The 22113-nt window shown below is 32.7% G+C and carries 28 protein-coding genes; 15 read left to right on the top strand and 13 right to left on the bottom strand.

Going from position 1 to position 22113, the window contains the following annotated elements; genetic code table 11:
* Positions 1-32: 32 nt before the first annotated feature.
* The 3 genes from D1869_RS02670 to D1869_RS02660 are packed head-to-tail and all read right to left on the bottom strand — an operon-like array spanning position 33 to position 2129.
* Complete coding sequence (locus tag D1869_RS02670) at positions 33-254, bottom strand: hypothetical protein (RefSeq protein WP_156013797.1); 222 nt, start codon at positions 252-254, stop codon at positions 33-35.
* Positions 254-1021 carry a tRNA 4-demethylwyosine(37)-methyltransferase Taw21 gene (gene taw21 / locus D1869_RS02665; RefSeq protein ID WP_156013796.1) on the bottom strand — a complete coding sequence of 256 codons (768 nt, stop codon included), beginning with the start codon at positions 1019-1021 and terminating at the stop codon, positions 254-256. Before taw21 ends, D1869_RS02670 begins: the two co-directional genes overlap by 1 nt.
* A complete protein-coding gene (locus tag D1869_RS02660) occupies positions 963-2129 on the bottom strand; it encodes an amidohydrolase family protein (RefSeq protein WP_156013795.1) in 1167 nt (388 codons plus the stop codon). The genes taw21 and D1869_RS02660 overlap by 59 nt, the downstream gene beginning before the upstream one ends.
* Before the next feature lie 25 nt (positions 2130-2154).
* On the opposite strand from D1869_RS02660, the gene D1869_RS02655 reads away from it, so the two are divergent.
* From D1869_RS02655 to cutC, 7 genes are all read left to right on the top strand, one after another.
* Positions 2155-2982, top strand: coding sequence for an SIS domain-containing protein (locus D1869_RS02655; RefSeq protein WP_156013794.1), 828 nt, complete (start codon positions 2155-2157; stop codon positions 2980-2982).
* Positions 2982-3221 carry a hypothetical protein gene (locus D1869_RS02650; RefSeq protein ID WP_052846367.1) on the top strand — a complete coding sequence of 80 codons (240 nt, stop codon included), beginning with the start codon at positions 2982-2984 and terminating at the stop codon, positions 3219-3221. Before D1869_RS02655 ends, D1869_RS02650 begins: the two co-directional genes overlap by 1 nt.
* A gap of 92 nt (positions 3222-3313) precedes the next feature.
* The gene (locus D1869_RS02645) at positions 3314-3901 is read left to right on the top strand and encodes a hypothetical protein (RefSeq protein ID WP_231113678.1); all 588 of its coding nucleotides are present in this window, start codon (positions 3314-3316) and stop codon (positions 3899-3901) included.
* The gene (gene cobA / locus D1869_RS02640; RefSeq protein ID WP_156013792.1) at positions 3898-4620 is read left to right on the top strand and encodes a uroporphyrinogen-III C-methyltransferase; all 723 of its coding nucleotides are present in this window, start codon (positions 3898-3900) and stop codon (positions 4618-4620) included. Before D1869_RS02645 ends, cobA begins: the two co-directional genes overlap by 4 nt.
* Positions 4621-4673: 53 nt before the next feature.
* Positions 4674-4790 carry a YHS domain-containing protein gene (locus tag D1869_RS02635; RefSeq protein ID WP_420856758.1) on the top strand — a complete coding sequence of 39 codons (117 nt, stop codon included), beginning with the start codon at positions 4674-4676 and terminating at the stop codon, positions 4788-4790.
* Positions 4791-4807: 17 nt separating this feature from the next.
* Positions 4808-5644 (top strand): glyceraldehyde dehydrogenase subunit beta, encoded by an 837-nt coding sequence (gene cutB, locus D1869_RS02630; protein WP_156013791.1) that lies wholly within the window; start codon positions 4808-4810, stop codon positions 5642-5644.
* A gap of 5 nt (positions 5645-5649) precedes the next feature.
* On the top strand, positions 5650-6156 hold the full coding sequence (cutC, locus tag D1869_RS02625) for a glyceraldehyde dehydrogenase subunit gamma (protein ID WP_156013790.1): 507 nt from the start codon (positions 5650-5652) through the stop codon (positions 6154-6156).
* Here the strand turns inward: cutC and D1869_RS02620 are convergent.
* Positions 6107-6664, bottom strand: a complete 558-nt coding sequence (locus D1869_RS02620) for a nucleotidyltransferase family protein (RefSeq protein ID WP_156013789.1) — start codon at positions 6662-6664, stop codon at positions 6107-6109. The genes cutC and D1869_RS02620 overlap by 50 nt on opposite strands.
* A gap of 27 nt (positions 6665-6691) precedes the next feature.
* Here D1869_RS02620 and D1869_RS02615 point away from each other — a divergent pair, with 27 nt between their 5' ends.
* Positions 6692-7126: a CoxG family protein gene (locus D1869_RS02615; protein ID WP_010978538.1), complete on the top strand. Its 435-nt coding sequence runs from the start codon at positions 6692-6694 to the stop codon at positions 7124-7126.
* Positions 7123-7521 (top strand): SRPBCC domain-containing protein, encoded by a 399-nt coding sequence (locus tag D1869_RS02610; RefSeq protein WP_010978537.1) that lies wholly within the window; start codon positions 7123-7125, stop codon positions 7519-7521. Before D1869_RS02615 ends, D1869_RS02610 begins: the two co-directional genes overlap by 4 nt.
* Here D1869_RS02610 and D1869_RS02605 read toward each other — a convergent pair.
* A complete protein-coding gene (locus D1869_RS02605) occupies positions 7518-9095 on the bottom strand; it encodes a GTPBP1 family GTP-binding protein (RefSeq protein WP_156013788.1) in 1578 nt (525 codons plus the stop codon). The genes D1869_RS02610 and D1869_RS02605 overlap by 4 nt on opposite strands.
* Before the next feature lie 60 nt (positions 9096-9155).
* Between D1869_RS02605 and D1869_RS02600 the strand changes: the two genes are divergently transcribed.
* On the top strand, positions 9156-9668 hold the full coding sequence (locus tag D1869_RS02600; RefSeq protein ID WP_156013787.1) for a ZPR1 zinc finger domain-containing protein: 513 nt from the start codon (positions 9156-9158) through the stop codon (positions 9666-9668).
* Here the strand turns inward: D1869_RS02600 and hsp20 are convergent.
* Complete coding sequence (gene hsp20 / locus D1869_RS02595) at positions 9655-10167, bottom strand: archaeal heat shock protein Hsp20 (protein ID WP_156013786.1); 513 nt, start codon at positions 10165-10167, stop codon at positions 9655-9657. The genes D1869_RS02600 and hsp20 overlap by 14 nt on opposite strands.
* Before the next feature lie 45 nt (positions 10168-10212).
* Positions 10213-10635, bottom strand: coding sequence for a methylmalonyl-CoA epimerase (mce, locus tag D1869_RS02590; protein WP_156013785.1), 423 nt, complete (start codon positions 10633-10635; stop codon positions 10213-10215).
* Between the two features lie 90 nt (positions 10636-10725).
* Between mce and D1869_RS02585 the strand changes: the two genes are divergently transcribed.
* A complete protein-coding gene (locus D1869_RS02585) occupies positions 10726-12399 on the top strand; it encodes an acyl-CoA mutase large subunit family protein (RefSeq protein WP_156013784.1) in 1674 nt (557 codons plus the stop codon).
* Here D1869_RS02585 and D1869_RS02580 read toward each other — a convergent pair.
* Positions 12389-12919: a phosphoribosyltransferase gene (locus D1869_RS02580; RefSeq protein ID WP_156013783.1), complete on the bottom strand. Its 531-nt coding sequence runs from the start codon at positions 12917-12919 to the stop codon at positions 12389-12391. The genes D1869_RS02585 and D1869_RS02580 overlap by 11 nt on opposite strands.
* Positions 12912-13997, bottom strand: coding sequence for an alkaline phosphatase family protein (locus tag D1869_RS02575; protein ID WP_156013782.1), 1086 nt, complete (start codon positions 13995-13997; stop codon positions 12912-12914). Before D1869_RS02575 ends, D1869_RS02580 begins: the two co-directional genes overlap by 8 nt.
* A 145-nt stretch (positions 13998-14142) precedes the next feature.
* On the opposite strand from D1869_RS02575, the gene D1869_RS02570 reads away from it, so the two are divergent.
* Complete coding sequence (locus D1869_RS02570; protein WP_156015885.1) at positions 14143-15687, top strand: phytoene desaturase family protein; 1545 nt, start codon at positions 14143-14145, stop codon at positions 15685-15687.
* A 41-nt stretch (positions 15688-15728) separates the two neighbouring features.
* Positions 15729-17546 carry an AAA family ATPase gene (locus D1869_RS02565; protein WP_156013781.1) on the top strand — a complete coding sequence of 606 codons (1818 nt, stop codon included), beginning with the start codon at positions 15729-15731 and terminating at the stop codon, positions 17544-17546.
* On the opposite strand, the gene D1869_RS02560 is transcribed toward D1869_RS02565, so the two are convergent.
* On the bottom strand, positions 17485-18279 hold the full coding sequence (locus tag D1869_RS02560) for an inositol monophosphatase family protein (protein ID WP_156013780.1): 795 nt from the start codon (positions 18277-18279) through the stop codon (positions 17485-17487). The genes D1869_RS02565 and D1869_RS02560 overlap by 62 nt on opposite strands.
* Positions 18279-19250: a thioredoxin-disulfide reductase gene (gene trxB, locus D1869_RS02555; RefSeq protein ID WP_156013779.1), complete on the bottom strand. Its 972-nt coding sequence runs from the start codon at positions 19248-19250 to the stop codon at positions 18279-18281. The genes D1869_RS02560 and trxB overlap by 1 nt, the downstream gene beginning before the upstream one ends.
* Before the next feature lie 78 nt (positions 19251-19328).
* Here trxB and D1869_RS02550 point away from each other — a divergent pair, with 78 nt between their 5' ends.
* Together D1869_RS02550 and D1869_RS02545 are read left to right on the top strand one after the other, a co-directional pair.
* Positions 19329-20846 carry a dihydropteroate synthase-like protein gene (locus D1869_RS02550; RefSeq protein ID WP_156013778.1) on the top strand — a complete coding sequence of 506 codons (1518 nt, stop codon included), beginning with the start codon at positions 19329-19331 and terminating at the stop codon, positions 20844-20846.
* Entirely contained in the window at positions 20797-21195 is a 399-nt protein-coding gene (locus D1869_RS02545) for a hypothetical protein (protein WP_156013777.1), read from the top strand. Before D1869_RS02550 ends, D1869_RS02545 begins: the two co-directional genes overlap by 50 nt.
* Here the strand turns inward: D1869_RS02545 and D1869_RS02540 are convergent, their stop codons facing one another.
* Positions 21196-21615, bottom strand: a complete 420-nt coding sequence (locus D1869_RS02540; protein WP_156013776.1) for a 6-pyruvoyl trahydropterin synthase family protein — start codon at positions 21613-21615, stop codon at positions 21196-21198.
* On the bottom strand, positions 21593-22105 hold the full coding sequence (locus D1869_RS02535; protein ID WP_156013775.1) for a hypothetical protein: 513 nt from the start codon (positions 22103-22105) through the stop codon (positions 21593-21595). Before D1869_RS02535 ends, D1869_RS02540 begins: the two co-directional genes overlap by 23 nt.
* Positions 22106-22113: the final 8 nt, after the last annotated feature.

The raw sequence follows: 22113 nt of genomic DNA, 5'->3' as shown, positions 1-22113 counted from the left end.
CACAACTAATTAACTTATTCAATTTATAAGCATTAACGAAAACGGCTAAAAATCTCACCAGCATATATTACCGCGTTAGAATATTCACTAAAAATTCCTCTTTCTATTACTTTTCCTTCAATTTCTAATTCTACTATGTACATGTATGTGTTATTTTTCCTTCTTCTATGAAATTTAATCGTATATATACCAGCACTGATAGTCTTTTTCTGAGAAACTTGATAACCTAATAACATTATTGTGTAAATATCCATTATTTTCTTATATCTACAACTACATGATAAACTTTTGGTTTTACACTTCTCACAATCCTCGCAAAAATCACGTTTGGATACATATCTTTTATCTTGTTTAAAGGATCCTCACCCTCTACTTCAGTAAATAAATGAACTATTCCACCACTTTTCACATGATCCCACGCTACTTTAAAAGCTTCTTCAGCTTTCTCTGGCAAAGGGGAAATTATCCTATCAGCTGTTGGTAAATAATTTATTTTTTCGAAAGCATTACCATATATTGGAATAACACCGTACGCTTTATTAAGATCAATATTAACCATCATATAGTAATATGCAAAAGGATTAATATCTATAGAATAAACAATCTTTGGTTTTCCTAAGATATAAGATAGGATAGAAAAAGGTCCATATCCAGCGAACATATTTATAATTATCTCACCACTTTTTACTTCCTTAGCTATCCTTAGGTGCTCATATGACAATTTAGCAGAGAAAAAGACCTTTGTTATATCTAAAAAGTACCTGCAACCATGCTCTTTATATATAGTTTCACTTCTTTTTTCACCAGCCAAATGAACTAACGTAGATAATCTATAATCACCATGGGTATCCCTATATCTTCCCCAAACTGCCTTAATATATGTAAGCTTCCTAAGTAATTCCTCAGCAAATGGCTTAACATCTTCTGGGGTTTTATCAAAAGGTATTCCTATTACTGCTATATCACCTATTATCTCTACTCTTTTCCAGAGACCTAATTCTTTCACCAAGTCTTTTATCAATTTCCTCTACCCTCCTTAATCCTTCTTCTACATCCTTTAATCCCACATTTAGAGGTACTCCACCATCTAATACGCTTTCTCCACCTACAAATACAGTTTCTATGTTATAACCAGAATATATCAAGGATTCATAGGGGGAATTATAATCTAATGGAAAAGCTGGCGGTTCTCTATATTCATAGATAATCAAGTCAGCATCACTATTAATACCTAAATAGCCGGCGTTTAAACCAAGTTGCTGATGACCCCAAATGGTTATCGATCTAAAAGCTTCTTCAGGTGTTAACATTAATCTAGTTGAAGCTAAGGCAATCTCTTGTCTTATATCAAATGAAGGAACAAGGTCTAATGCCAAAGATGGTTTATATTCACTTAATGGAAACCTAGAGATTTCTAACGAAGGGGTGAAAGATAAATATATCTTATATTTCTTTATATAATCAAGATCACTTCTTGATCCACCTCCAAGTGCTATTATATTTTCCGGCAACTCATCTTTTCTAAAACTTGATAAATTAACAGTTCGTTCAACTAGTACAACTATGTTAGTACTTTTTGCTACGTCAAAAACCTCTTTACTAAGGCTTTGGTCACATAGTTTTAAAATAACGTTGTTACTTCCAGAATGTGACCATCTGTTATACATTGCCTTAAACTCCTTTTCCCAATCATCTGGAGAGTTATTGCACCCTACCGGAATAGCAATAATTGGTCTTAAACCTACATTAGTTACAGCTCTAGCTACGGGGTCTGGATATTTATCGCTAAATACAACAGTGGTAACGCCGGATCTTAACAAATGATATGCCCCTAAAAGAGCTAAATGATATACATCATTATTACTCATAACTGAAAGAAGATCATTAGCATTAATTTTTCCATAAAATATTCTAAATCTAAAAGGATATAAAGTAATGAAAGTATGGATAGAAATAAATCCAGGTGATAGAAGCCTATCCCATCCGCCTATATCTAACTCAGCATCCTCATAACCAGCTAACTCTTCATTACTTACAACTTCTATTTTTCCTTCATTAACACCAACGTATACTTTCTTTAAGGGATTATCTGCCCCTAACGCTATTCCAGCTCTAATTATGCTTTTCATTTGAACAACACCTAAATAATATTATATGAACTATATCAAGTTACTCGAGGAGGAATTAAATACTAACTATCAAGTAGATTCTCATATTCAACTAGATGAGGCGTATATAGTAGGATCTGGAGATTCTTACGCTAGCGGTTTAGTCATAGAAGGGAAAAGTAAGAGGAAAATAACAGTTTTAGACCCTTATGAGGCATTAGAGGTTAATATTACTAAACCAACTGTTATCGTATCTGTCTCTGGAAAAACAAGGTATAACGTAATTCTAGCTAAAAAGTTAAGAAGTAAGGGTGTTAAGGTTATTGGAATTACAGCAAATTCGGAATCACCACTCGCTAAAGAAGTTAATGACGTCGTTATATTACCTTATAGGTCCAAAGCTAAACTTCCAGGTTTTTTATCCTTCCTAATGTCATTATCAGCTCTTTATTCTATGTTTAGATTTGAAGAAGATAAAGAGAGAGTAAATAAGGTTATTAATCTAGATAATAGTCCCTTCTTTATAGGTAAATCGGAAAATTATGGCGTAGCATATTTCAGTAGTTTAAAAATGGCTGAGGTTTTTGGTATACCATCTAATTACGAAAGACTCGAATTATTTATGCATTCTCCTATATTCTCCTCAAGAAATAGAAATATTATAATATTATCTTCTGGTGACGAGAGAGAAAATAAACTATATAAATTGATTGATTTTACGATAGTAGAAGAGACTGGATGCGTAGGTGCGTTCTGTAACATTAGAGTTATTTTATCATCAATAATTTATAAAATGAAAAGAGATAATTGGAATAGAATTTATTTCCTTGAAGATGAAAAGATCCTAAATATTAGTTCTGAGATGATATATTGATGAAAGTACTAGATTTAAGACAAAGTGATACTAAGTGTGGAAGTAACTCTCCTGCTCTAAGTATAATGAGGTTTTGGCTTAGTGAAGGAGGGAATCAGGAGATTGAAATTATAGCGTTAAAGGGATTACAAGCGGATCAAGTTGAAATGTGGGCAGAAGCTATGAAGGAAAAAGGAGTTAAAATATTATCAAAATCTGATGAAGGGGATAAAATCGTATACAAAGTATATCTTCCATAAATCACTTAGGTCTTAATAGATTTTTTACAATCTAAGTTAAATTGTCTAAGCCAATGAAAAAGCATTTTAGAAGTGAATTAGTTTATATATTTATGAACTATCTTGCATTGGCCAAATATAGTAGTTTAGTAATTCTTCTTGTTTCAGTTATAGTTTATGTATTTGGAGATCCAATAATAAAGTTACTCTCCTATCAAGGGCCTATTTTGGGTAGTGGAATTCTAGGATGGTATGTACTAAATTCATCTAGTAAGGATAAATACGTAGAAGACGATCAAGGTGAGAGAATACCAGTAATTTCAATAGCATTAAGAAAATACTCAATAATAGCCTTTGTACTAAGTTTAGCAATTATAATCCCTTGGTTGACACCATATATGTTTAGGATTGAAGAAGAAAATCAGATACTTTTTGCTGGATCATTTACTTCTATGGCTATTGCCGGATTTTTAATAGGCTATTTTATATCATCATTTAAGTTTATAGAGAAGATAATAATATATAGTCTAGGTTTTTTAGCTGATATTTTATACTTCTTTATAGTTTATGATGCAGCCAACATGTTTGGTTTCCCAGAAACCATCATTGTAAATTATATACTACTTCTAGTGTTCGGTCTGAAATTTCCTGAAGGAATATTATTTGGGGTTTATATAATTAAAAAAGTAAAGGCAATTTGATGGGAAAGGTTTTTATTGTAGGTGCAGGTCCAGGAGATCCTGAGCTAATTACACTTAAGGCTTATAACTTGATAAAAAAGGCTGATGTAATTATTTATGATAGATTAGTTCCAAAGACGTTATTAGAAGATACAAAAGCAGAGCTTATATATGTAGGAAAAGAGATAGGGGACTCAAAACTTCAAGATTATATAAATGAACTCTTAGTAGAAAAAGCAAAGACAAATAGCATTGTTGTGAGATTAAAGGGGGGAGATCCTTATGTTTTCGGAAGGGGAGAAGAAGAGTGTATTTACGTACTATCTCACGGAATTGAATGCGAAGTAGTTCCGGGAGTAAGTAGTGCTATTGCAGTGCCGGCTTATGCGGGCATTCCAGTTACAAGCAGATTAACAAACTCCTCTAGCTTTACAGTAATTACAGGGACTAGGGCTGATAATAAAATCATTGATGCAAGTTATATTCCAAGAGAAGGAACTCTAATAATCTTGATGGGGATTCACGTAATAGAACAATTAGAGAGAATTTTACTCTCAGTGAGAGATTATGAGGAATATGTAGCTATTATAGAGAACGGTACAACTGAAAAACAAAGAGTTATAACGGGAAGGCTAAAAGACTTATCTAAACTAATAATAGACCATGAAATAAGACCTCCTGCAATAATTGTTGTTGGAGATGTTGTGAAATTAAGAGAGAAACTTTGGAAGTTAACTTAAAAACATTATATGAGAACTTTAAAAATATGAAAATTAAAGATCCTGTTTGTGGAATGGATGTAGAAGATTCCACTCCTTATAAGTTTACCTATAAGGGAAAAACTTATTATTTTTGTAGTCCGATGTGCATGGCTGAATTCAAAAAGAGACCAGAAAAATATATTAAATAAGTTTGTTACCTAATTTTGTGTATCCGCCAAAGTTTGGATATGTTATTCCAGATAATCTAAACGAAGCTTTAGAGTTCTTAGAAGAACATCAAGACGCTAGACCATTAGCTGGTGGTCATAGTTTAATACCAATGCTAAAACTAAGATTAATAAGGCCTTCATATATTGTAGAAATCAGAAGATTCTCTAATTTAAGTTATATTACTAAAGATGGTAACTTATATAAAATCGGAGCATTAACTACGCATTATAACATCTCGAAATCATCAATACCTCTACTGAGTGAAACAGCTAGTAACATTGGAGATCCGCAAGTAAGAAATATGGGAACAATAGGGGGTAGTATTTCTCATTTAGATCCTTCTGCAGATTATCCAGCAGCTCTCATTGCAATGGATGCAAAAGTAAAAATTACAAGGAGAAAAGGAGACAGAGTGGTTGACTTTAAATCATTTGCAAAGGACATGTTCACTCCAGATTTAAATCCAGGTGAACTTGTTACTGAAATTCAGGTTCCAACATTTGAAGGTTACAAATTCTCTTATCAAAAGCTAGAAAGAAGAGCTGGAGATTTTGCTATAGTTGGCGTAGCATTACTCCTAAAATTATCTGGTGATGTGATTGAAGATGTTAGAATTGGATTAACAGCAGTAAATAATGTAGCTGTTAGAGCAAAAGGTGCTGAAGAAGAGTTACTCGGTAAAAAGTTAAATGACGAGATAATTGAAAAAGCGGCAACAAGAGCTATGGAGAGTGCAAACCCCACTTCAGATTTAAGAGGCTCTGCTGAATATAAGAAAAAGATGGTAAAAGTTTTAACTAAGAGAGCTATTCTTACAGCGTTAAAGAGGTGAGACAGATGAAAATAATCAATAATGATCAAAAAGTAAAAATTACATTAAAGATAAATGGCGAAAAGTACGAGACTGAAGTTGAACCTAGAAGATTATTAGTTCATGTACTTAGAGAATTAGGATTTACTGGAGTACATATTGGTTGTGATACTTCAAATTGTGGTGCTTGTACGGTAATTATGAACGGAAAATCAGTAAAATCATGCACAGTGCTTGCAGTAGAAGCAGATGGAGCAGAAATACTTACAGTTGAAGGATTAACTAAAGATGGAAAACTTCATCCAATACAAGAAGCTTTCTGGGAGAATCACGCATTACAATGTGGGTATTGCACCCCTGGTATGATAATGGAAGCTTATTGGCTACTTAGGGAAAAACCTAATCCAACAGAGGAAGAAATAAGAGAAGGCATATCTGGGAACCTGTGTAGATGCACTGGATATCAAAATATTGTAAAAGCTATTAAGGCTGCTGCAGAGAAGTTAAGTCAGACTCCGTATCAACATCAGTAACAACTTCTACTCCACATTCAACAAAACACAAATCACTTCTCTTTTTCAATATTTCTCTTGCTCCTATATCTCCAGATAATGAAAAAACTTGTTCGTATAATTTTCTTGAAATTAGAACTGGATTTCCTCTAATATTATTATACACTGGAACAACAGCCGAACAATTTTCTTTGAAATTTACAATAATTTTTCTTATAGTCTCTGAAGTTAATAGGGGCATATCTCCTAGTACTATTAAGACACCATCATAATCTTGGAAGAACCTAACCCCAAGCTTAATTGATTCACTTATACCCAGCATCCATTTAGGGTTATAGATAACTATTTCATTCTTTAAAAATGGTATCAATTCTTCTATGTATTTACCAACAATTATTACTCTATCTAAAAAACTGACTGACTCTATAACTCTTATTATGATCGGTTTTCCCATAAAATTCTGGATAAGCTTATTTTTGCCAAATCGTTTAGCTTCTCCTGCAGCTAGTACAACAGCACCAATTCTCATAAATACTACTATTTGTTATAATAGTTTATGAAATTTGAAGGGGAAGTTCAAGTTCCTATCTCTTCCCAAGAATTATGGGAATATGTTACAAGCCCAGAAAAAATAGCATCATGTTTTCCAGGTCTAAAAAGTCTAAACAAAGAAGGAGATGAATATAAAGTCGTAGGCTCTACCGGCATTGGGTTTATAAAAGGAGATTATAAAGCTTCAGTAAAATTCGTCCAAATAGATAAAGAAAATAAAACTGTTACTTTAGTAGCGAAAGGTAACGGATTAAATAGTAATGTAGATATAAATGCTTTAGTTACTGTAATAGACAATCCTACTAGGCTTAAGTATTCTGCTGATGTAAAAGTGAGTGGTATATTAGCTTCAATAGGAGCTAGATTAATGGATTCTGCCGTTAATAAAATTTTAAATGATTTATTTGAATGTATTAAAACAAAGGCGAGTAATAGATGAAATTACAAGGAAAAATAAAAATAAATGATATAAAGAAAGCCGAAATTTTTATTTCTAGTTATTACAATTTACTGCGTTGTGTTCCAGGTATTGAGGATATCGAGGAAAATAGATTTGTAGCAAAAAGCAGAATAGGGTTCTTAACTATTGAAACTGATGGTGAAGTCAAATCTTTTAATAAAGGAGATAATTGGTCTGAAACTGTTATAGAAATATTAGGCGCTGGAGTAAAAGCTACAGTAAGAAGTTTAGTTAGAATTCAGAATCATGAATTAATTTATGATGTTGATTACGAAGTTGATGTTCAAATCCCCGCATTAAAAAACTTTGTTGAAAAACACGTCTCACAATTAACTAAACAAATTTTAGAGTGTACGGCACAAGCAGTAAGCTAATCTAGTAATTCAGTTATTATACCTAGACCTCTTGTTCTTCCTTCTCTAAACACAAATATTTGATCTTTCTCTATGTATTCTGGCCTGTAAAGAAAAGATAGAACAACTTCTGAGGAATCACCAGTACGTAAATATTTCTTAGTTATTTTTTCAAATTTTACAGCTTGTCTTATAGTGTAAAGGTGTAATGTTGCTACATAACCTTCTCTTATTGTTGTTGGATGATGAAGTACTATTACTTTTGCCTTAAATTTCTTATGAGCTTTAGGATCATTCTTGACTAGCACCATGCCTTTTCTCAACGTATCTTTTTCAACTCCTTGTATTGCAAAAGTTGCAATACTGCCGGAATAAACAGTATCGACAAAAATTCTATTTAGCTGTATAGACTTTACTTTGACTGGTTTAAATTCACCAAACTTTGTAGGACCAATATAATAAATGTCGTTCGTATTTACACTCCCGCGTATAACAGAGCCCAAAATAACAGTTCCAACGCCAGTTACGTTATATATCTCATCAATATAAACTAAGGGAGGTTGCGAAATGCTTACTTTTTCTACTTTATTTTTAGGAGGTAACATATTTAGAAACTTTATAAGCAAAGATAGCCCTTCTCCAGTTACATTAGAGACTTTAAATATTGGAACTACTCTTCCAGTTCTCATAGCAAGAATCGCATTTAACAAATCTTCGTCACTCTCCACCTCAATTACAAGCCTATTTATTCCAGGGATTTTTAGAACATTTCTTATATCAGTTATTATCTCATTAATTCTTTCTTTTGGATATTTATCAATTTTAGTTATAACAATAAAAATTGGAAAATGTAAAATAGATGCTACTGCTAAATGTTCTTTCCCCATAGCTGATAAACCGTCATCTGATCCTACAACGAGCATAACATAATCGATCTCGTAACCTAACAAACCTTTAAGTGTAGTTCTTAGATATCTCTCATGACCACCTAAATCTACTAAACGTATAATTTTAGAACTATTTAGTGTTACATCAGCTTCGTCTAACGGGTCTCGTAAGTTCCAATTTACTACTTCACCATTATCTTTTAAGCCAAGAACTCTTAGTGTTATGGAAGAAGTTCTACCTGATATTACTTCATGGACGTGTTTGGCTACCATTGCTCTCAAAGTACCATTGCCATCGTCTAATTTTCCAAAAATAAGAGCTCCAGTTAAAGTGCTTTTGCCAGCATTCACATGACCCATGACTGCAATATTTACTTGTACCGGTATTTTGTCTCTATGAATTCTAACTAAAACTTCAGCAATATATTTTCCTTTTTTTGCTTCTACTTTCCTTACATGAACTATCTTTGCATTAATAATGGATGATATTTTTGAAAGAATTTCTAAGCTCTTATTCAACTCGTTTTCTGTTAATCCTAATACTTCACCATTATCGCTTACACCAATTATATAGAAAGCCTCTCCTCCTCCTTCTTCTAATCTATACTTCATTTGAGACGCTAACTCTTGTAATCTACTTTCATCCTTACTGGTAAGAATAAGTTTATACTCAATCTTACCATCTTCACTTTCTCTAGGATAGTTCATCTCACCACTTTTATCAATAAATAATTTGTACTAGGGTTTAAATTTTATAATTGAAGATAAATGAGTGAGCCTAAATTACTATATGAAGGAAAACACATTTGCCCGGTATGCCATAAAGAGACTCTAGTAATTAAAGAGTACGTTTATGAGGCTCCTAAGGTAGGCAAGTTAGAATTATCAGTTTGGGAGTGTGAAAATTGTGGGTTCAGAGTAAGAGATGTAAAACCTTTCGAAACACTAACTCCTATAAAGTTAGAATATAAAATTGAGACAGAAAACGATCTAAATACTATCGTATATAGATCAGCGTTTGCTAGCATAATAATTCCAGAGTTAGGTGTTGAGATAACAGCTGGCTCTGCTTATCAAGGAATTATAACAACCGTGGAAGGTATATTAGAAATCATTATAGATCAAATAAATGAGTGTAATGAAAAAACGTGTAAAGATATATTTGAAGCAAAAGAGGGTAAAAAACCATTTACATTGATCATAGAAGATCCTAGTGGATTAAGCTTTATTCAAAGCGAAAAAGTAGTTATAAAAAAACTAGATAATTCTACTCAACCTTAATTTCGGTACCAGCTTCTTGTTGCTGTTTCTTCTTCAAAATTACTTGTAATACACCATTATTATACGTAGCTTTAGCACTTTTATCATCAACCTCAGTAGGTAATTCTACCTCTTTATAATACTTTCTATCTTCACCTTGTGCTTGTATGATCAACTTATTTCCAGAAATTTTTACTTTAATCTGATCTTTATTCACGCCAGGTACTTCAGCTATCACTCTAACTTCATCATTTTTCTCTATAACATCAACTAATGGTTCTCTTTCTTCACTTACTATAGGTTTCCCCTTAAAATTCCTTACGTTTCCAAATTCTTCAATTTTTGGTTTTCCGTCTGGCCCTACTGTTATTCTAAATCCATAAACGTAAGGACCGTAAACTTTAGCACCTTCTTCACTACCTAATCTCATAAACTCTCTTTCAAATCTCTCAAATTCCTCCTCTATTTCTCTAAAAAGTTCATCAAATAAATCGAAAGGATCTCTATATTTCCTTGACATTGTTGATCCCAATAATATATATCAAACTGAAGTTAAAAAAATCATTTATTCTCTCGGCTGAACTAACTCCAGTAAAACACCCATCACACTCTTAGGGTGAACAAACGCAACTAAATGCCCTCTAGCACCAGGTCTTGGCTTTTTATCAACTAACTGAATTCCTTGAGATTCTAACTCCTTAAGTGAAGACTCTATGTTTTCAACTTTTATAGCTAAATGATGTAAACCTTGACCCCTATTTTTAATGAATTTAGCTACAGTATTATTCATATCTTCATGGTTAATAGGTTCTAATAATTCTATTGCTGTTTCGCCTTCTTTACCAGTTAAAAATGCAACCTTTAAGCCTCTGTCCTCCAGCACTTCTCTATGTACAACCTTCATTCCCAACTTTTCAGTATAAAATTTTATTGCTTCCTCTATATTTTCCACAGCAATACCTATATGATCTATATTTTGTGTCTCCATCAATTGTATTTTTACATTTTTGACTTAAAAGTTTGTTTAAAAAAGCAAAAGTTTTAAGTGTTTAAACATATATAAATGCGGGATTTAGATTTGGATACTGAGGAGAAAATTAAAGAAAGTTACCAGCAGTGGGAGGAAAAAGTTCTAAAGCCATGGTTGAGCAAAAGACCTGAAAGAAAACAATCATTTTCTACTCCCTCGGGAATTGAAGTTAAGAGATTATACACACCATTAGACCTTAAAGGTTCTTATGCCGAAAAAATAGGTTTTCCAGGTGAATATCCCTTTACCAGAGGAATTTACCCTACAATGTATAGGGGAAGATTATGGACAATTAGACAATATGCAGGATTTGGATCCGCTGAAGACACAAATGAAAGATTTAGAAAATTACTACAAGCAGGACAAACTGGTTTAAGTATGGCATTTGATTTACCAACACAGTTAGGATTAGATCCTGATCATATCTTAGCGTTTACAGAAGTTGGTGTTGTTGGAGTTTCAATGTTCCATTGGAAAGAAATGGATATAGTGATGAGTGGCATACCTTTAGATAAGGTAACTACGTCAATGACAATCAATGCCACAGCAATAGAATTGCTTTCAATGTATGTAGCTACAGCTGAAGCAAGAGGAATTGACAAGAAAGTTTTAGATGGAACAGTTCAGAACGATATTCTAAAAGAATATATAGCGAGGAAAAACTTTATATATCCGCCAGAACCGTCTATGAGATATGCAATAGATTTAATAGAATATTCAGCTAAAAACATACCAAAGTGGTATCCAATAAGTATTAGTGGATATCACATTAGAGAAGCTGGTGCTGATGCGATACTTGAGGTAGCATTTACACTAGCAGATGGAATTGAGTATGTAAGAAAGACAATGGAAAGAGGAATTCCAGTAGATGAATTTGCGCCTAAACTCTCATTCTTCTTCGCTGGATATACTAACATTTTTGAAGAAGTGGCAAAGTTTAGGGCGGCAAGGAGAATGTGGGCCAAAATAATGAAAGAATGGTTTGGTGCTAAAAAACCAGAATCAATGATGTTAAGATTCCACACACAAACTGGCGGTGCCGAGTTAACTGCACAACAGCCAGAAATAAATATTATTAGAACTACTTTGCAAGCTTTAGCTGCTGTACTAGGAGGAACCCAAAGCTTACACGTAAATTCCTATGATGAAGCCTTAGCTCTGCCAAGTGAGAAAGCGGCTAAGATTGCTATAAGAGTTCAGCAAATTATTGCGTATGAGAGTGGTGCTGCTGACACAATAGACCCATTAGCTGGATCTTATTACATTGAAGCCCTAACAGATGAAATTGAGGAGAAAGCATGGAAAATAATTGAAAAAATTGAGAGTATGGGGGGCATGATGAAGGCTATTGAAAAAGGTTATCCACAAGCAGAAATTGCTGAAAGTGCTTATAGGATTCAAAAGAAAATTGAAAGCGGAGAAATGGTTAAAGTAGGTGTAAATATGTTTTATGAACCAGATTGGATTGGAACTACTGAAGTATTTAGGGTTAATCCAGAAGTAAGGAATAGAGTTCTAGAGAGATTAAAGAAATATAGAAGCGAGAGGGATGAAATGAAGTGGAGAGATTCACTAAATATGTTAAGGAAAGCTGCAGAAAAAGAAAATGAAAACTTATTCCCATACATTTTAAACGCTATAAAAGCTGGTGCAACAGTAGGAGAAATTAGTGGGACTTTAAGAGAAATATGGGGAGAATATAGGGAACCATCTATTTTCTAAGTTTTCTCAAAATATCAAAATATTTTTCCTTTTTATCTATTGGTGCATTTGTGTTTTCTCTTACTACTTCCCATTTATCCCATGGAAAAATGATCCATTTATCTAATATTTTATAATAATAATCAGGATATTTCCTAGACCAAGGTTTCACATATACCGTAGCTGATCTAATAAGAGAAGGATTATACATAGTTATGATGTTACCTACAGCATCTAATGTTTCACCAGTATCTGCTACGTCATCTATTATTAGAACCTTCTTATTTTCTAAGTTATCTACATAAACAGCTTTTATTACTGGTTTTCTTTCTCTAGATTCAACTCCTTTATAGAATTTTATATCTATGTATTTTATATTTCTAATCCCTAATGCGTCTGCGACTAATTTAGCTGGTATTACTCCACCAGTTAAGATAGCAACAATAACATCAGGCACAAAGTCATCATTAACCATTTTCTCTACAACATCTAAAATCCCTTCTTCTATTTCTTCCCATTTAGGTACATAATATTCAACCATTTAGTATCACCAGAGGAACATACATTTCGTCTTCAGATAAACCACCATGATGACCTTTTAATTTTGCGTAATCATCTGTTTGATCTTTAAAGGAGTATATATACGCTTTGTTATCCGAGGGTACAGCTATAAAATCAGCATTTATATTTTCTGCTCCTACAAGCCTTTCAAAATCAACTTTTTCAAAAACTTTTAATTCAGGGTACTTGTGATAGAGATATGTCTTTAAATCAAATTTTGTTAAGAAAAATAAAGCTCTTGAATCCCCATATGGGGGCAAATATAACATATCTAGAAGTTCAGTATCTTGGTTTAACAGTATATGGGAAGATGCTTCAACATGACCATGATCGGCTGTAATAACGAATATATAATCTTGGTGATGCAAAGCTATTTGTCTAACTCCTTCAAAAATTTCCTTTATAGCTTGCTTTACTGGTAAAGATGAAGGACCATACTTATGAGCTAAAGTATCTATATCTGGTATGTAAAAATAAACAAAATCGTAATCTTGAAGTATATTAGAAAATTCGTATAGCGCATCCCAATATGTTACATACGTTTTTGTTGTAGATACTTTCCCATGGGTTGCTAATGTAAATTCAGTATTATCAATACCTTTGGGTATGACTTCCGCGGTCTTTTTATCTTTTACTTCAGTTAAGTAGCTTTTAACATTTGGAAATGCACTCGAAAACTTGATATTTTCAGTTACAGTATCCCTATTTCCAATTGCTGGATAAGTGAATCTGAGAGCATTAGCTATTCCTCCTAGCCTCTTAGACAAAGTATTATAGCCTAAAATTCCATGTTCACCAGGTAATTGTGCTGTAAATAATGTGGTTAATACTGTTGATGTAGTTGAAGGAAAAACAGTAGTTATCTTGTTTTCACTTTCAAGACCTACAGATTTCAACATGTTGTAACCTAGTCCGTCAAGAAGAATTAATGCCAATTTTTTACCAGAAATATTTATCTTATTTCCCCTACATTCCCTCTTTGCTCCAAGAAAATCAGCTATACCACAGGCAAGATTATAAATACTATTCCTCATATAATCTGGGTAAATAAAATTCATACCACTAAAGTTTTATTTAAGTTAATTAAGTTATCCTAAATGAACCCAACAGAAATGTTATTGGTTTTCGCGTATACAGCAGTAGGTTTATCTGTATTGGGTGCTATACTAGCAATAGTATTTAGAATTAAAAGAGGTGAATAGAATTTACGATGTAGTAATTATAGGTGGAGGTCATAATGGTTTAGTTGCAGCATCCTACTTAGCGAAAGAAGGTTTAAAAGTTGCAGTATTTGAAAGAAGAAACGTTATAGGTGGTGCAGCAGTAACTGAAGAATTATGGCCTGGAATTAAAGTTTCCACAGCATCATATGTCTTTAGCTTATTTAGAAAAAAGATAATCGACGATCTAAGACTATATGATTTCGGGCTGAAGGTATATTTAAAAGACCCAAGTCTGTTTGTCCCTTTTGGAAAGAGCAAGAGCATAACTATTTGGACTTCAACTAAGAAAACAATAAAAGAAATTGAGAAGTTTTCAAAAAAAGATGCCCAGTCTTATGAAAAATTCGTAAAAATTCTGGAAATTTTCTCAGAGATAGCAGATTTCTTAATATTAAATAAACCAATAAACCTCTCTGAAGCAGAAGAATTACTTAAATTATTTAAAGGTTTAAACGTGGACGAAAACACAGCATTGACTATTGCGAGGATGTTTTTCCAGGACGGGAAGTCATTCCTAGATGAATTCTTCGAAAGTGAAGAAGTAAAATCAGCCTTGATAGAAGATTCTGTTGTAGGAACTTACGCTTCTCCCTCTACTCCTGGTACGGCTTATGTATTACTTCATCATAATTTCGGAGAGGTTAACGGAGTTAAAGGAGCTTGGGGTTATGTGGAAGGAGGAATGGGAAATGTATCCAATGCTCTTAGGAGGGTTGCAGAATATTATGGTGCAGAAATTTTTCTTAACTCCGAAGTTGATGAGATAATTGTTAAAAATGATGAGGCTAAAGGAATAAAATTAAAAAACGGAAAAATAATAGAGAGTAAAATAGTTCTTTCTAATGCTGATCCTAAGACTACATTTCTTAAATTACTTAGAAATGCTGAATTAGATGAAGAATTCATTAGAAAAGTAAATGCACTTAAGACTATAGGTGTATCATTTAAGATAAACGGATACATAGAAGAACTCCCAGATTTTGGGAATGGAAAATCATTAAGACCAGAACATATAGCTTCAGAACTAATTATACCCTCTATAAGTTACGTAGAAAAAGCATATTTAGATGCAAAAAATTTGGGCTATTCCAGAGAACCATGGTTATCAATTAACATCCCATCAACTGTAGATCCTACGTTAGCACCTCAAGGGAAGTTTGTCTTCACAATTTTCGGCCAATATGTACCTTATAGTAAAGATCTTGATAAGATTAAAGATAAGATAGCAGAAATCAGTATTGAAAAAGTTAGAGAATTTGCACCTAATTTTAAGCCAATTAAATACGAAATATTAACGCCTCTAGATATTGAAAGAAGATTTGGAATATGGGAAGGAAATATATTTCATCTTGATATGACACCAGACCAATTATACTTCTTTAGACCTCTGATAGGATATTCTAATTATAGGACTCCAATAAAGAATCTGTATCTGTGTGGATCTGGGACTCATCCAGGTGGTGGTGTTACTGGAGCACCAGGATATAATGCCTCTATGGAGATTTTGAAAGACATAAAACATTGACTATAATTTAAATATTTGCAAATTCATAATGTTTTTTGAACATGGGAGTTACTCAATTTATTCCATTAATAGAGGTTCTTGGTGCTGTTGGAATTACAATAATCCTCCTAGTTCTCCTATTCAGAAAACAGACTCAAAAGTTCATATTATCAGACAAAGCTCTACAAATACAACAAAAGTCTCAGAAAAAGAAAGAAGAAGTTAAAGAAAAAATTACATGGGATATGATCGGTGGATATGATGATGTAAAAAAAGAAATTAAAGAATATATAGAGATTCCACTGAAGTATAAGGAAATAGCTAAGAAATATGGATTGAGACCTCCGAAAGGGATTTTACTATTTGGTCCACCTGGTTGTGGTAAGAGCTTAATGATGAGAGCACTAGCAAATGAGGCAAAAATTAACTTTATTTATGTTAATGTAAGCGATATCATGAGCAAATGGTACGGTGAAAGTGAAGCTAGACTTAGAGAATTGTTTGCGAATGCTAGGAAAAACGCACCATGCATATTATTTTTTGATGAAATAGACACTATAGGAGTTAAAAGAGAAAGTCATACTGGAGATTCTGTCACGCCTAGATTGCTTTCTCTGATGCTGTCAGAGATAGATGGATTACAAAGCGAAGATGGGGTTATTATTGTTGGTTCTACTAACGTTCCACATCTTTTAGATAAAGCACTCTTAAGGGCAGGTAGATTTGATAAACTAATTTATATTGGTGTGCCTGATAAAAAATCTAGAAAAGAGATATTTCTCATTCATTGTAAGAATATGCCTTTAGGTGAAGATGTTGACTTTGATAAATTAGCCGAAATGACAGAAAGATTCACTGGAGCCGATATAGCAAATGTATGCCAGGAAGTTGCTAGAATGGCTGCTGTAGAGGCATTAGAAAAGGGAGTAGAAAGAAAAATAACACTACAAGATTTCGCAAACGTAATTAAGAGATATAAACCAAGTGTAACTTTACAAATGCTTGATGAATATGAGAAGTTTAGGCTAGATTACGAGAGAAAGTTCAGAGGACCTGAGTTACCTGAATCAGAAGATGCTGAAAAAATAACCTTAAATGATATAGGAGGATATGAGGAGATAAAGAAAGAATTATATGATTTGCTAGAAATGCAATTCAAGTACTATAATTTAATGGAACAAATGAAGATTCCATCAATTAGAGGAATTTTACTTTACGGACCTCCAGGTGTAGGTAAAACAATGATGGCTAAAGCACTAGCAAGAACGTTAGGCGTTAGATTAATTATGCTAAGTGGAGCAGAAATTCTTTATAAGGGATATGAAGGTGCTGTTTCAGCAGTTAAAGAAGTATTTAACAGAGCTAGAGAGAATAAACCTTCCATCTTACTATTAGATGAACTTGACGCTATTGCTCCTAAACGTGAAAACCAAAAGTCAGAGGCTTCAAAAATAGTTAACCAACTTCTAACTGAAATGGACGGAATCAGAAGTTTGAAGGAAGTAGTGGTTATAGGAACTACAAATAGATTAGAAGATATCGATCCAGCATTAAAAAGACCAGGCAGATTTGATAGAATAATTTATATGCCATTACCTAATAAAGATGAAAGAAAAGATATATTTGAAAAATACTTAGGTAAAGATATATGTGAACAAGTGAATTGCGATAAATTGGCTGACATTACTGAGGGTTACAGCGGAGCTGATATAGCTGCTGTAACAAGAGAAGCAAAACTGAAAGTCTTAAAGGAAATAATAAGGGGAAACAAAGAAAGAAAATTGACTTATGAAGACTTATTAGAAGCTATTGCAAAAGTTAAGCCTTCTGTAAAGAAAGAGCAATTAAATTCAACAAGTTCTGATCTGAAGAAAGAATAATTTCCTGGATTTGTTCTACTTTTTCTATTCCTACTCTTATTTCTTCTAATCTTGAGTTCCTAGGGATTATTCCAAGCCTTTTACAGAAGTTAGAAGAAGCTGCAACATCAACATTTCTTAATTTTCCCCTAACATCAAAATAAATAGATGCTTTACCAGTACACACTAAAATCATATCTAATGAGGCACTCCCTAAACTTCTTATTTTATAATCAGCATTTAATGAATCAAGAAAGTTCTTTACAGATAAAAGCCTTGACCTTGAAAAATATGCTAAAATCAGAAGTCTGTCTGGTGGATGAGGAGTACTAATTTTTTCTTCATCAACATATGAAAAATTTTCATCATATGAATATATCTTTTTAGTGAATATATTACCTACTACACCAGTAAAAGAGGACAAAATATCTTTTTCTCCTCTTCTATAGACTGCTATAGATACTGAAGACCAAGGAATTCCATTTAGGTAATTTGTACTTCCGTCTAAAGGATCAATAATAGCTATATACTCATAGTTTTCTTTATTAACCACACCAGCTTCCTCTGAGACGAACATAAATTTATATCCAGAATGATTAAGCCTATCGAAAATCAATTCTTCTGATTTCTTATCAATAACCCTAGTAACATCATTTCCATGTTTTCCTATGATTTTATCAATACCTTGTTTATCTTTTTCTTCATATAGAAAAGAAATTATTTCCTTTGTAATCTTTACTAAAACCTCTCGCATTACTTTTTCCTCTTTTTCTCTGTTAAATAATTAAAAGCACTATGTGCAGCTACCGCGCCTTGTGCAGCTGAAGTTATAATTTGCCTAAAACCTAACCACATCCCAGTACAATCACCAGCAGCATATACACCTTCTATATTAGTTCTCATCCATTCGTCTACTTTGATATATCCATGCGAATCTACTTCTAGGCCATTTTGCCTAGCAAAATCTGTTGGCGGATCGAAACCAATTTCAACAAATACTCCATTAACATCAAGCTCTCTAATTTCATTAGTCTTTAAATTCTGAACGATTACTTTTCTAACTATTTTATCACCTTTAATTTCTTTAACTACTGAATTTAAAATAAACTCAACATTTGGCTTTTGCTTGACACTCTCTACATAAATTGGCTGTGCTTTAAATTCGTCTCTTCTATGCACAAGATATACTTTAGTTGCGTAGCGAGAAAGAATTTCAGCTCCTTCCAACGCGGAGTCTCCTCCTCCAACAACAACAACTGGTCTGTTCTTAAATAACGGAGCATCACATACTGAACAATAAGAAACACCTTTACCGGTAAATTCAGCTTCTCCAGGCACGTTTAGTTTTCTTCTCTTTACGCCTACTGCAACTATTATTACATCAGCTCTGAACTCTCCTCTTCTTTTAGTTTTAACTATAAATTCGTTATTTTCTTTTCTAAAGTATTCAACCGTATCCATAATTGCAGGGACGTTATATTTTTCTATGTGCTTATTGAATAGTTTTATCATATCAGCAGCTTGAATTCCAATTAAACCTAAATAATCATCAACTTCACCCGCTTCCGTTAATTGTCCTCCAGGTGTTTCACCTATCATTAAAGTCTTTAGCATAAACCTTGCACTGTATAATGCTGCACTATATGCAGCAGGACCCATACCAATTATAACCACATCAAACTTCTCTCCTGGCTTTACATCAAATGCTCTAGGTAAAAGACTCATCACTAATATTATGTGTTAAAGTAAATAAAAGAGTTTCTAATAACGGTATTTTTAATCCTAAATTAAGAAAGATAGTATGTGAAAGTGTTACTAGTAACCGGAAAATTAGCATATGAGAGCGTAAAAGAAATTGCAAGTCAATTGAAAGATGTAAAAGCTGATGTTATTGCACTTAATTACCCCATTGCTTCGTTAATGACAGTAGATTATATAGCAGAAAACTTAAAGAATATATCACTTAAGGATTACGATTACATTATCATTCCTGGTTTAGCTAGTGGTGATGCACAAAAAATACAAGAAGTAACAAAGGTTAAAACGTATAAAGGTAGTGAAGACTATAGGGATATTCCTAGAGTAATAGAAGCTCTCTCAAAAGGTGAAACTTTATCTACGATTTATCCAGCTGATACTATACTAAAGAAAAAGAAAGAGGAGGACATAGAAAAGATCTTAAGGGAATTAGAAGAAAAAGGCGATTTTGCATTTGAGATAGATGGATTAAAAATACCTAGATATCCTCCTCCATTTAGAATATTTATAGAGTTTGATGCAAGCAAAGACATAGAGTTTCTTCTAGGAGAAGCTAAAAGAGTATCAAATTACGTTAATGTGATCGTATTAGGATTTCCTAATGGTCATGAGGATTTAGATGAGGTAAGAAAGAAAGTTACTAAATTCAGAGAGGAAGGATATATTGTTGGTATAGATTCAGCCTCAACTAAAGAGCTTATTGAGGGAGCAAAAGCTGGTGCAGATTTTATATTTAATCTTAATGAGGATAATATAAATGAACTCGCCGTAATAAAAGATAAAGCATTCGTAGTTGCACCTCTTTCTATTGAAAATAGAGCTAATGTTACTTTTAATCTATATAGGAAAGCAAAGGAGATAGGATTTGAGAAACTGATATTAGACCCTATCCTCTCGCCACCAATGGTTGGACTAGTTGATAGTATTTTTGAATACAAAAAATTAAGAGACCTTACAGATGCTCCTATGCTAATGGGAATACTTAATGTTACTGAGCTAATAGATGTAGATAGTATAGGTGTTAATGCATTATTGACAGCAATAGCTGGTGAGCTCAAAATTGGAAACTTACTGATAATGGAACACGGTAAGACTCGTTGGAGTTCTTATGAAGTAAACATAGCTACTAAAATGATTAGCGTATCCCTACATAAAAAAAGTTTACCAAAAGATCTAGGTTTAGATCTTCTAATATTAAAAGATAAAAAGAGGATAAAAGAGAAAATTAGAAACCCAGAAGATTATTTGTTTATTAATGAACATATAGAACCTAAAAACATGGATAAAGGATTTGTAGTCATAAAAGTGGCTGATAAAATCTATCTCGAATGGAAGGGAAAAGAAAATATTAAGATATCTGGAACAGATGGGCTTAGTATAGGTAGAAAATTAATAGAATTGAAGAAGGATATTAATAATGAGCATAGTTTGTATATAGGATATGAATTAGCTAAGGCTGAATTAGCGTTTAAGCTAGATAAAAATTATATACAAGACGAACCTTTATTTGTGCGTGGATATAATATCATCGACTCCAACAATAATACGACTAAGAAAAAATAACATAAATATACTAATATCAACTTACCCTCTTATAACAAGAAGTGAATTCCTTGAAAGACTAAAGAAGACCTTTAATATTGAGGAATCGTGTAAAGACCTCAGTCTTGCTGAATGCTTTGCCCTTCTATATGGTGGAGTTATTATAAGTATTAACTCTGTTTTGGAAAGAGTTGAGTTGGAAGGTTGCTTTAAAGAAAGTGATAAGGGAGAAGAATTTGAGCTGGATAAGTTTCTAAAAAATCCTTATGGATGCTTTTCTTTTGATAATGGTAAAATCTGTTTTTCAAAAGTAAAGGACGAGAATTGTAAAATTATTGATAATATTGGCCTTCGATTTATAATAAAATAATCATGGATACTCAATTATAGCATAATTGTTTTCTCCTTCATATATTTTTACTGTAATTTTATACTTTTTCTGTAATTTTTCATATATACTTTTAGCTATTTCTAATCCGATATATTCTGCCGTGGGATATTTATATGGAATGACCTTTATGTCTAGCTTAAACGGACCTTTAAAGTATATTTGATTAAGATCTTCAGAAGGAATTATTAATTTATGATCCCAATCTTTTACTATATCATTTATTATCTTCTTTAAAATATCAAAGTCTATAACAAATCCCGTATTTTCATCTATTGACTCACCCTCAACTTCAATAGAAACCCTATATGTATGTCCATGAATTTGTTGATTTCCTTCTGAGGATAAAGTATAATGAGCTGAATCAAAAGAAAATCCTTCAAGTCCTACTTTGACTTTCATTTAATGACCTCCTTATGTTCTTGTCAAAATGTTCCCACAGAGATTCAACCAAATATTTAATCTCATCACATAATGATCTTACGTCCTTATCGGTTAGAATTTTTTCTATCTCTTTGTTTAATCTCATAATTTCATTAAAACTACCAGCAAATATTTTCTTATTTTCAAAAACTATATTATCATACCCTATTTGGTAATCGCCACCAAATTCTATAATCTTATACACGGAATAAGTTAATGAATTAATATCTACGTTCTCCCTATTAGATATTCTAGCTGAGACTTCATCAATTAGATTCTCTATTTTATACTTTATTAAATCTTTAAGGCTATCTATTACTTCTAATTGCGATTTAAATGCCTCTATTTCCAGTAACTGTTTATATATAGAGTTAGATATGCATTGAGTACTACACGGTATTCTTAACTCTAGTATGGGTAAAACTTCATAAGGTGGATACTTCAAATATTCGGATATCAACTCATACACAAACTTAA

Source organism: Sulfurisphaera ohwakuensis, assembly GCF_009729055.1.
Classification (GTDB): Archaea; Thermoproteota; Thermoprotei_A; order Sulfolobales; family Sulfolobaceae; genus Sulfurisphaera; species Sulfurisphaera ohwakuensis.
This window is presented reverse-complemented; position numbering and strand designations above follow the sequence as displayed.

What these genes read in the sequence shown, in the direction of transcription:
- D1869_RS02560 (WP_156013780.1), bottom strand. Translation starts at nt 18,279, where the DNA reads ATGCGAGAGGTTTTAGTAAAGATTACAAAGGAAATAATTTCTTTTCTA.
- D1869_RS02565 (WP_156013781.1), top strand. Translation starts at nt 15,729, where the DNA reads ATGGGAGTTACTCAATTTATTCCATTAATAGAGGTTCTTGGTGCTGTT.
- D1869_RS02645 (WP_231113678.1), top strand. Translation starts at nt 3,314, where the DNA reads ATGAACTATCTTGCATTGGCCAAATATAGTAGTTTAGTAATTCTTCTT.
- D1869_RS02540 (WP_156013776.1), bottom strand. Translation starts at nt 21,615, where the DNA reads ATGAAAGTCAAAGTAGGACTTGAAGGATTTTCTTTTGATTCAGCTCAT.
- D1869_RS02610 (WP_010978537.1), top strand. Translation starts at nt 7,123, where the DNA reads ATGAAATTACAAGGAAAAATAAAAATAAATGATATAAAGAAAGCCGAA.
- D1869_RS02575 (WP_156013782.1), bottom strand. Translation starts at nt 13,997, where the DNA reads ATGAATTTTATTTACCCAGATTATATGAGGAATAGTATTTATAATCTT.
- D1869_RS02605 (WP_156013788.1), bottom strand. Translation starts at nt 9,095, where the DNA reads ATGAACTATCCTAGAGAAAGTGAAGATGGTAAGATTGAGTATAAACTT.
- D1869_RS02580 (WP_156013783.1), bottom strand. Translation starts at nt 12,919, where the DNA reads ATGGTTGAATATTATGTACCTAAATGGGAAGAAATAGAAGAAGGGATT.
- D1869_RS02615 (WP_010978538.1), top strand. Translation starts at nt 6,692, where the DNA reads ATGAAATTTGAAGGGGAAGTTCAAGTTCCTATCTCTTCCCAAGAATTA.
- cutC (WP_156013790.1), top strand. Translation starts at nt 5,650, where the DNA reads ATGAAAATAATCAATAATGATCAAAAAGTAAAAATTACATTAAAGATA.
- D1869_RS02655 (WP_156013794.1), top strand. Translation starts at nt 2,155, where the DNA reads ATGAACTATATCAAGTTACTCGAGGAGGAATTAAATACTAACTATCAA.
- trxB (WP_156013779.1), bottom strand. Translation starts at nt 19,250, where the DNA reads ATGAGTCTTTTACCTAGAGCATTTGATGTAAAGCCAGGAGAGAAGTTT.
- hsp20 (WP_156013786.1), bottom strand. Translation starts at nt 10,167, where the DNA reads ATGTCAAGGAAATATAGAGATCCTTTCGATTTATTTGATGAACTTTTT.
- D1869_RS02670 (WP_156013797.1), bottom strand. Translation starts at nt 254, where the DNA reads ATGGATATTTACACAATAATGTTATTAGGTTATCAAGTTTCTCAGAAA.
- mce (WP_156013785.1), bottom strand. Translation starts at nt 10,635, where the DNA reads ATGGAGACACAAAATATAGATCATATAGGTATTGCTGTGGAAAATATA.
- D1869_RS02620 (WP_156013789.1), bottom strand. Translation starts at nt 6,664, where the DNA reads ATGAGAATTGGTGCTGTTGTACTAGCTGCAGGAGAAGCTAAACGATTT.
- D1869_RS02600 (WP_156013787.1), top strand. Translation starts at nt 9,156, where the DNA reads ATGAGTGAGCCTAAATTACTATATGAAGGAAAACACATTTGCCCGGTA.
- D1869_RS02635 (WP_420856758.1), top strand. Translation starts at nt 4,674, where the DNA reads ATGGATGTAGAAGATTCCACTCCTTATAAGTTTACCTATAAGGGAAAA.
- D1869_RS02650 (WP_052846367.1), top strand. Translation starts at nt 2,982, where the DNA reads ATGAAAGTACTAGATTTAAGACAAAGTGATACTAAGTGTGGAAGTAAC.
- D1869_RS02660 (WP_156013795.1), bottom strand. Translation starts at nt 2,129, where the DNA reads ATGAAAAGCATAATTAGAGCTGGAATAGCGTTAGGGGCAGATAATCCC.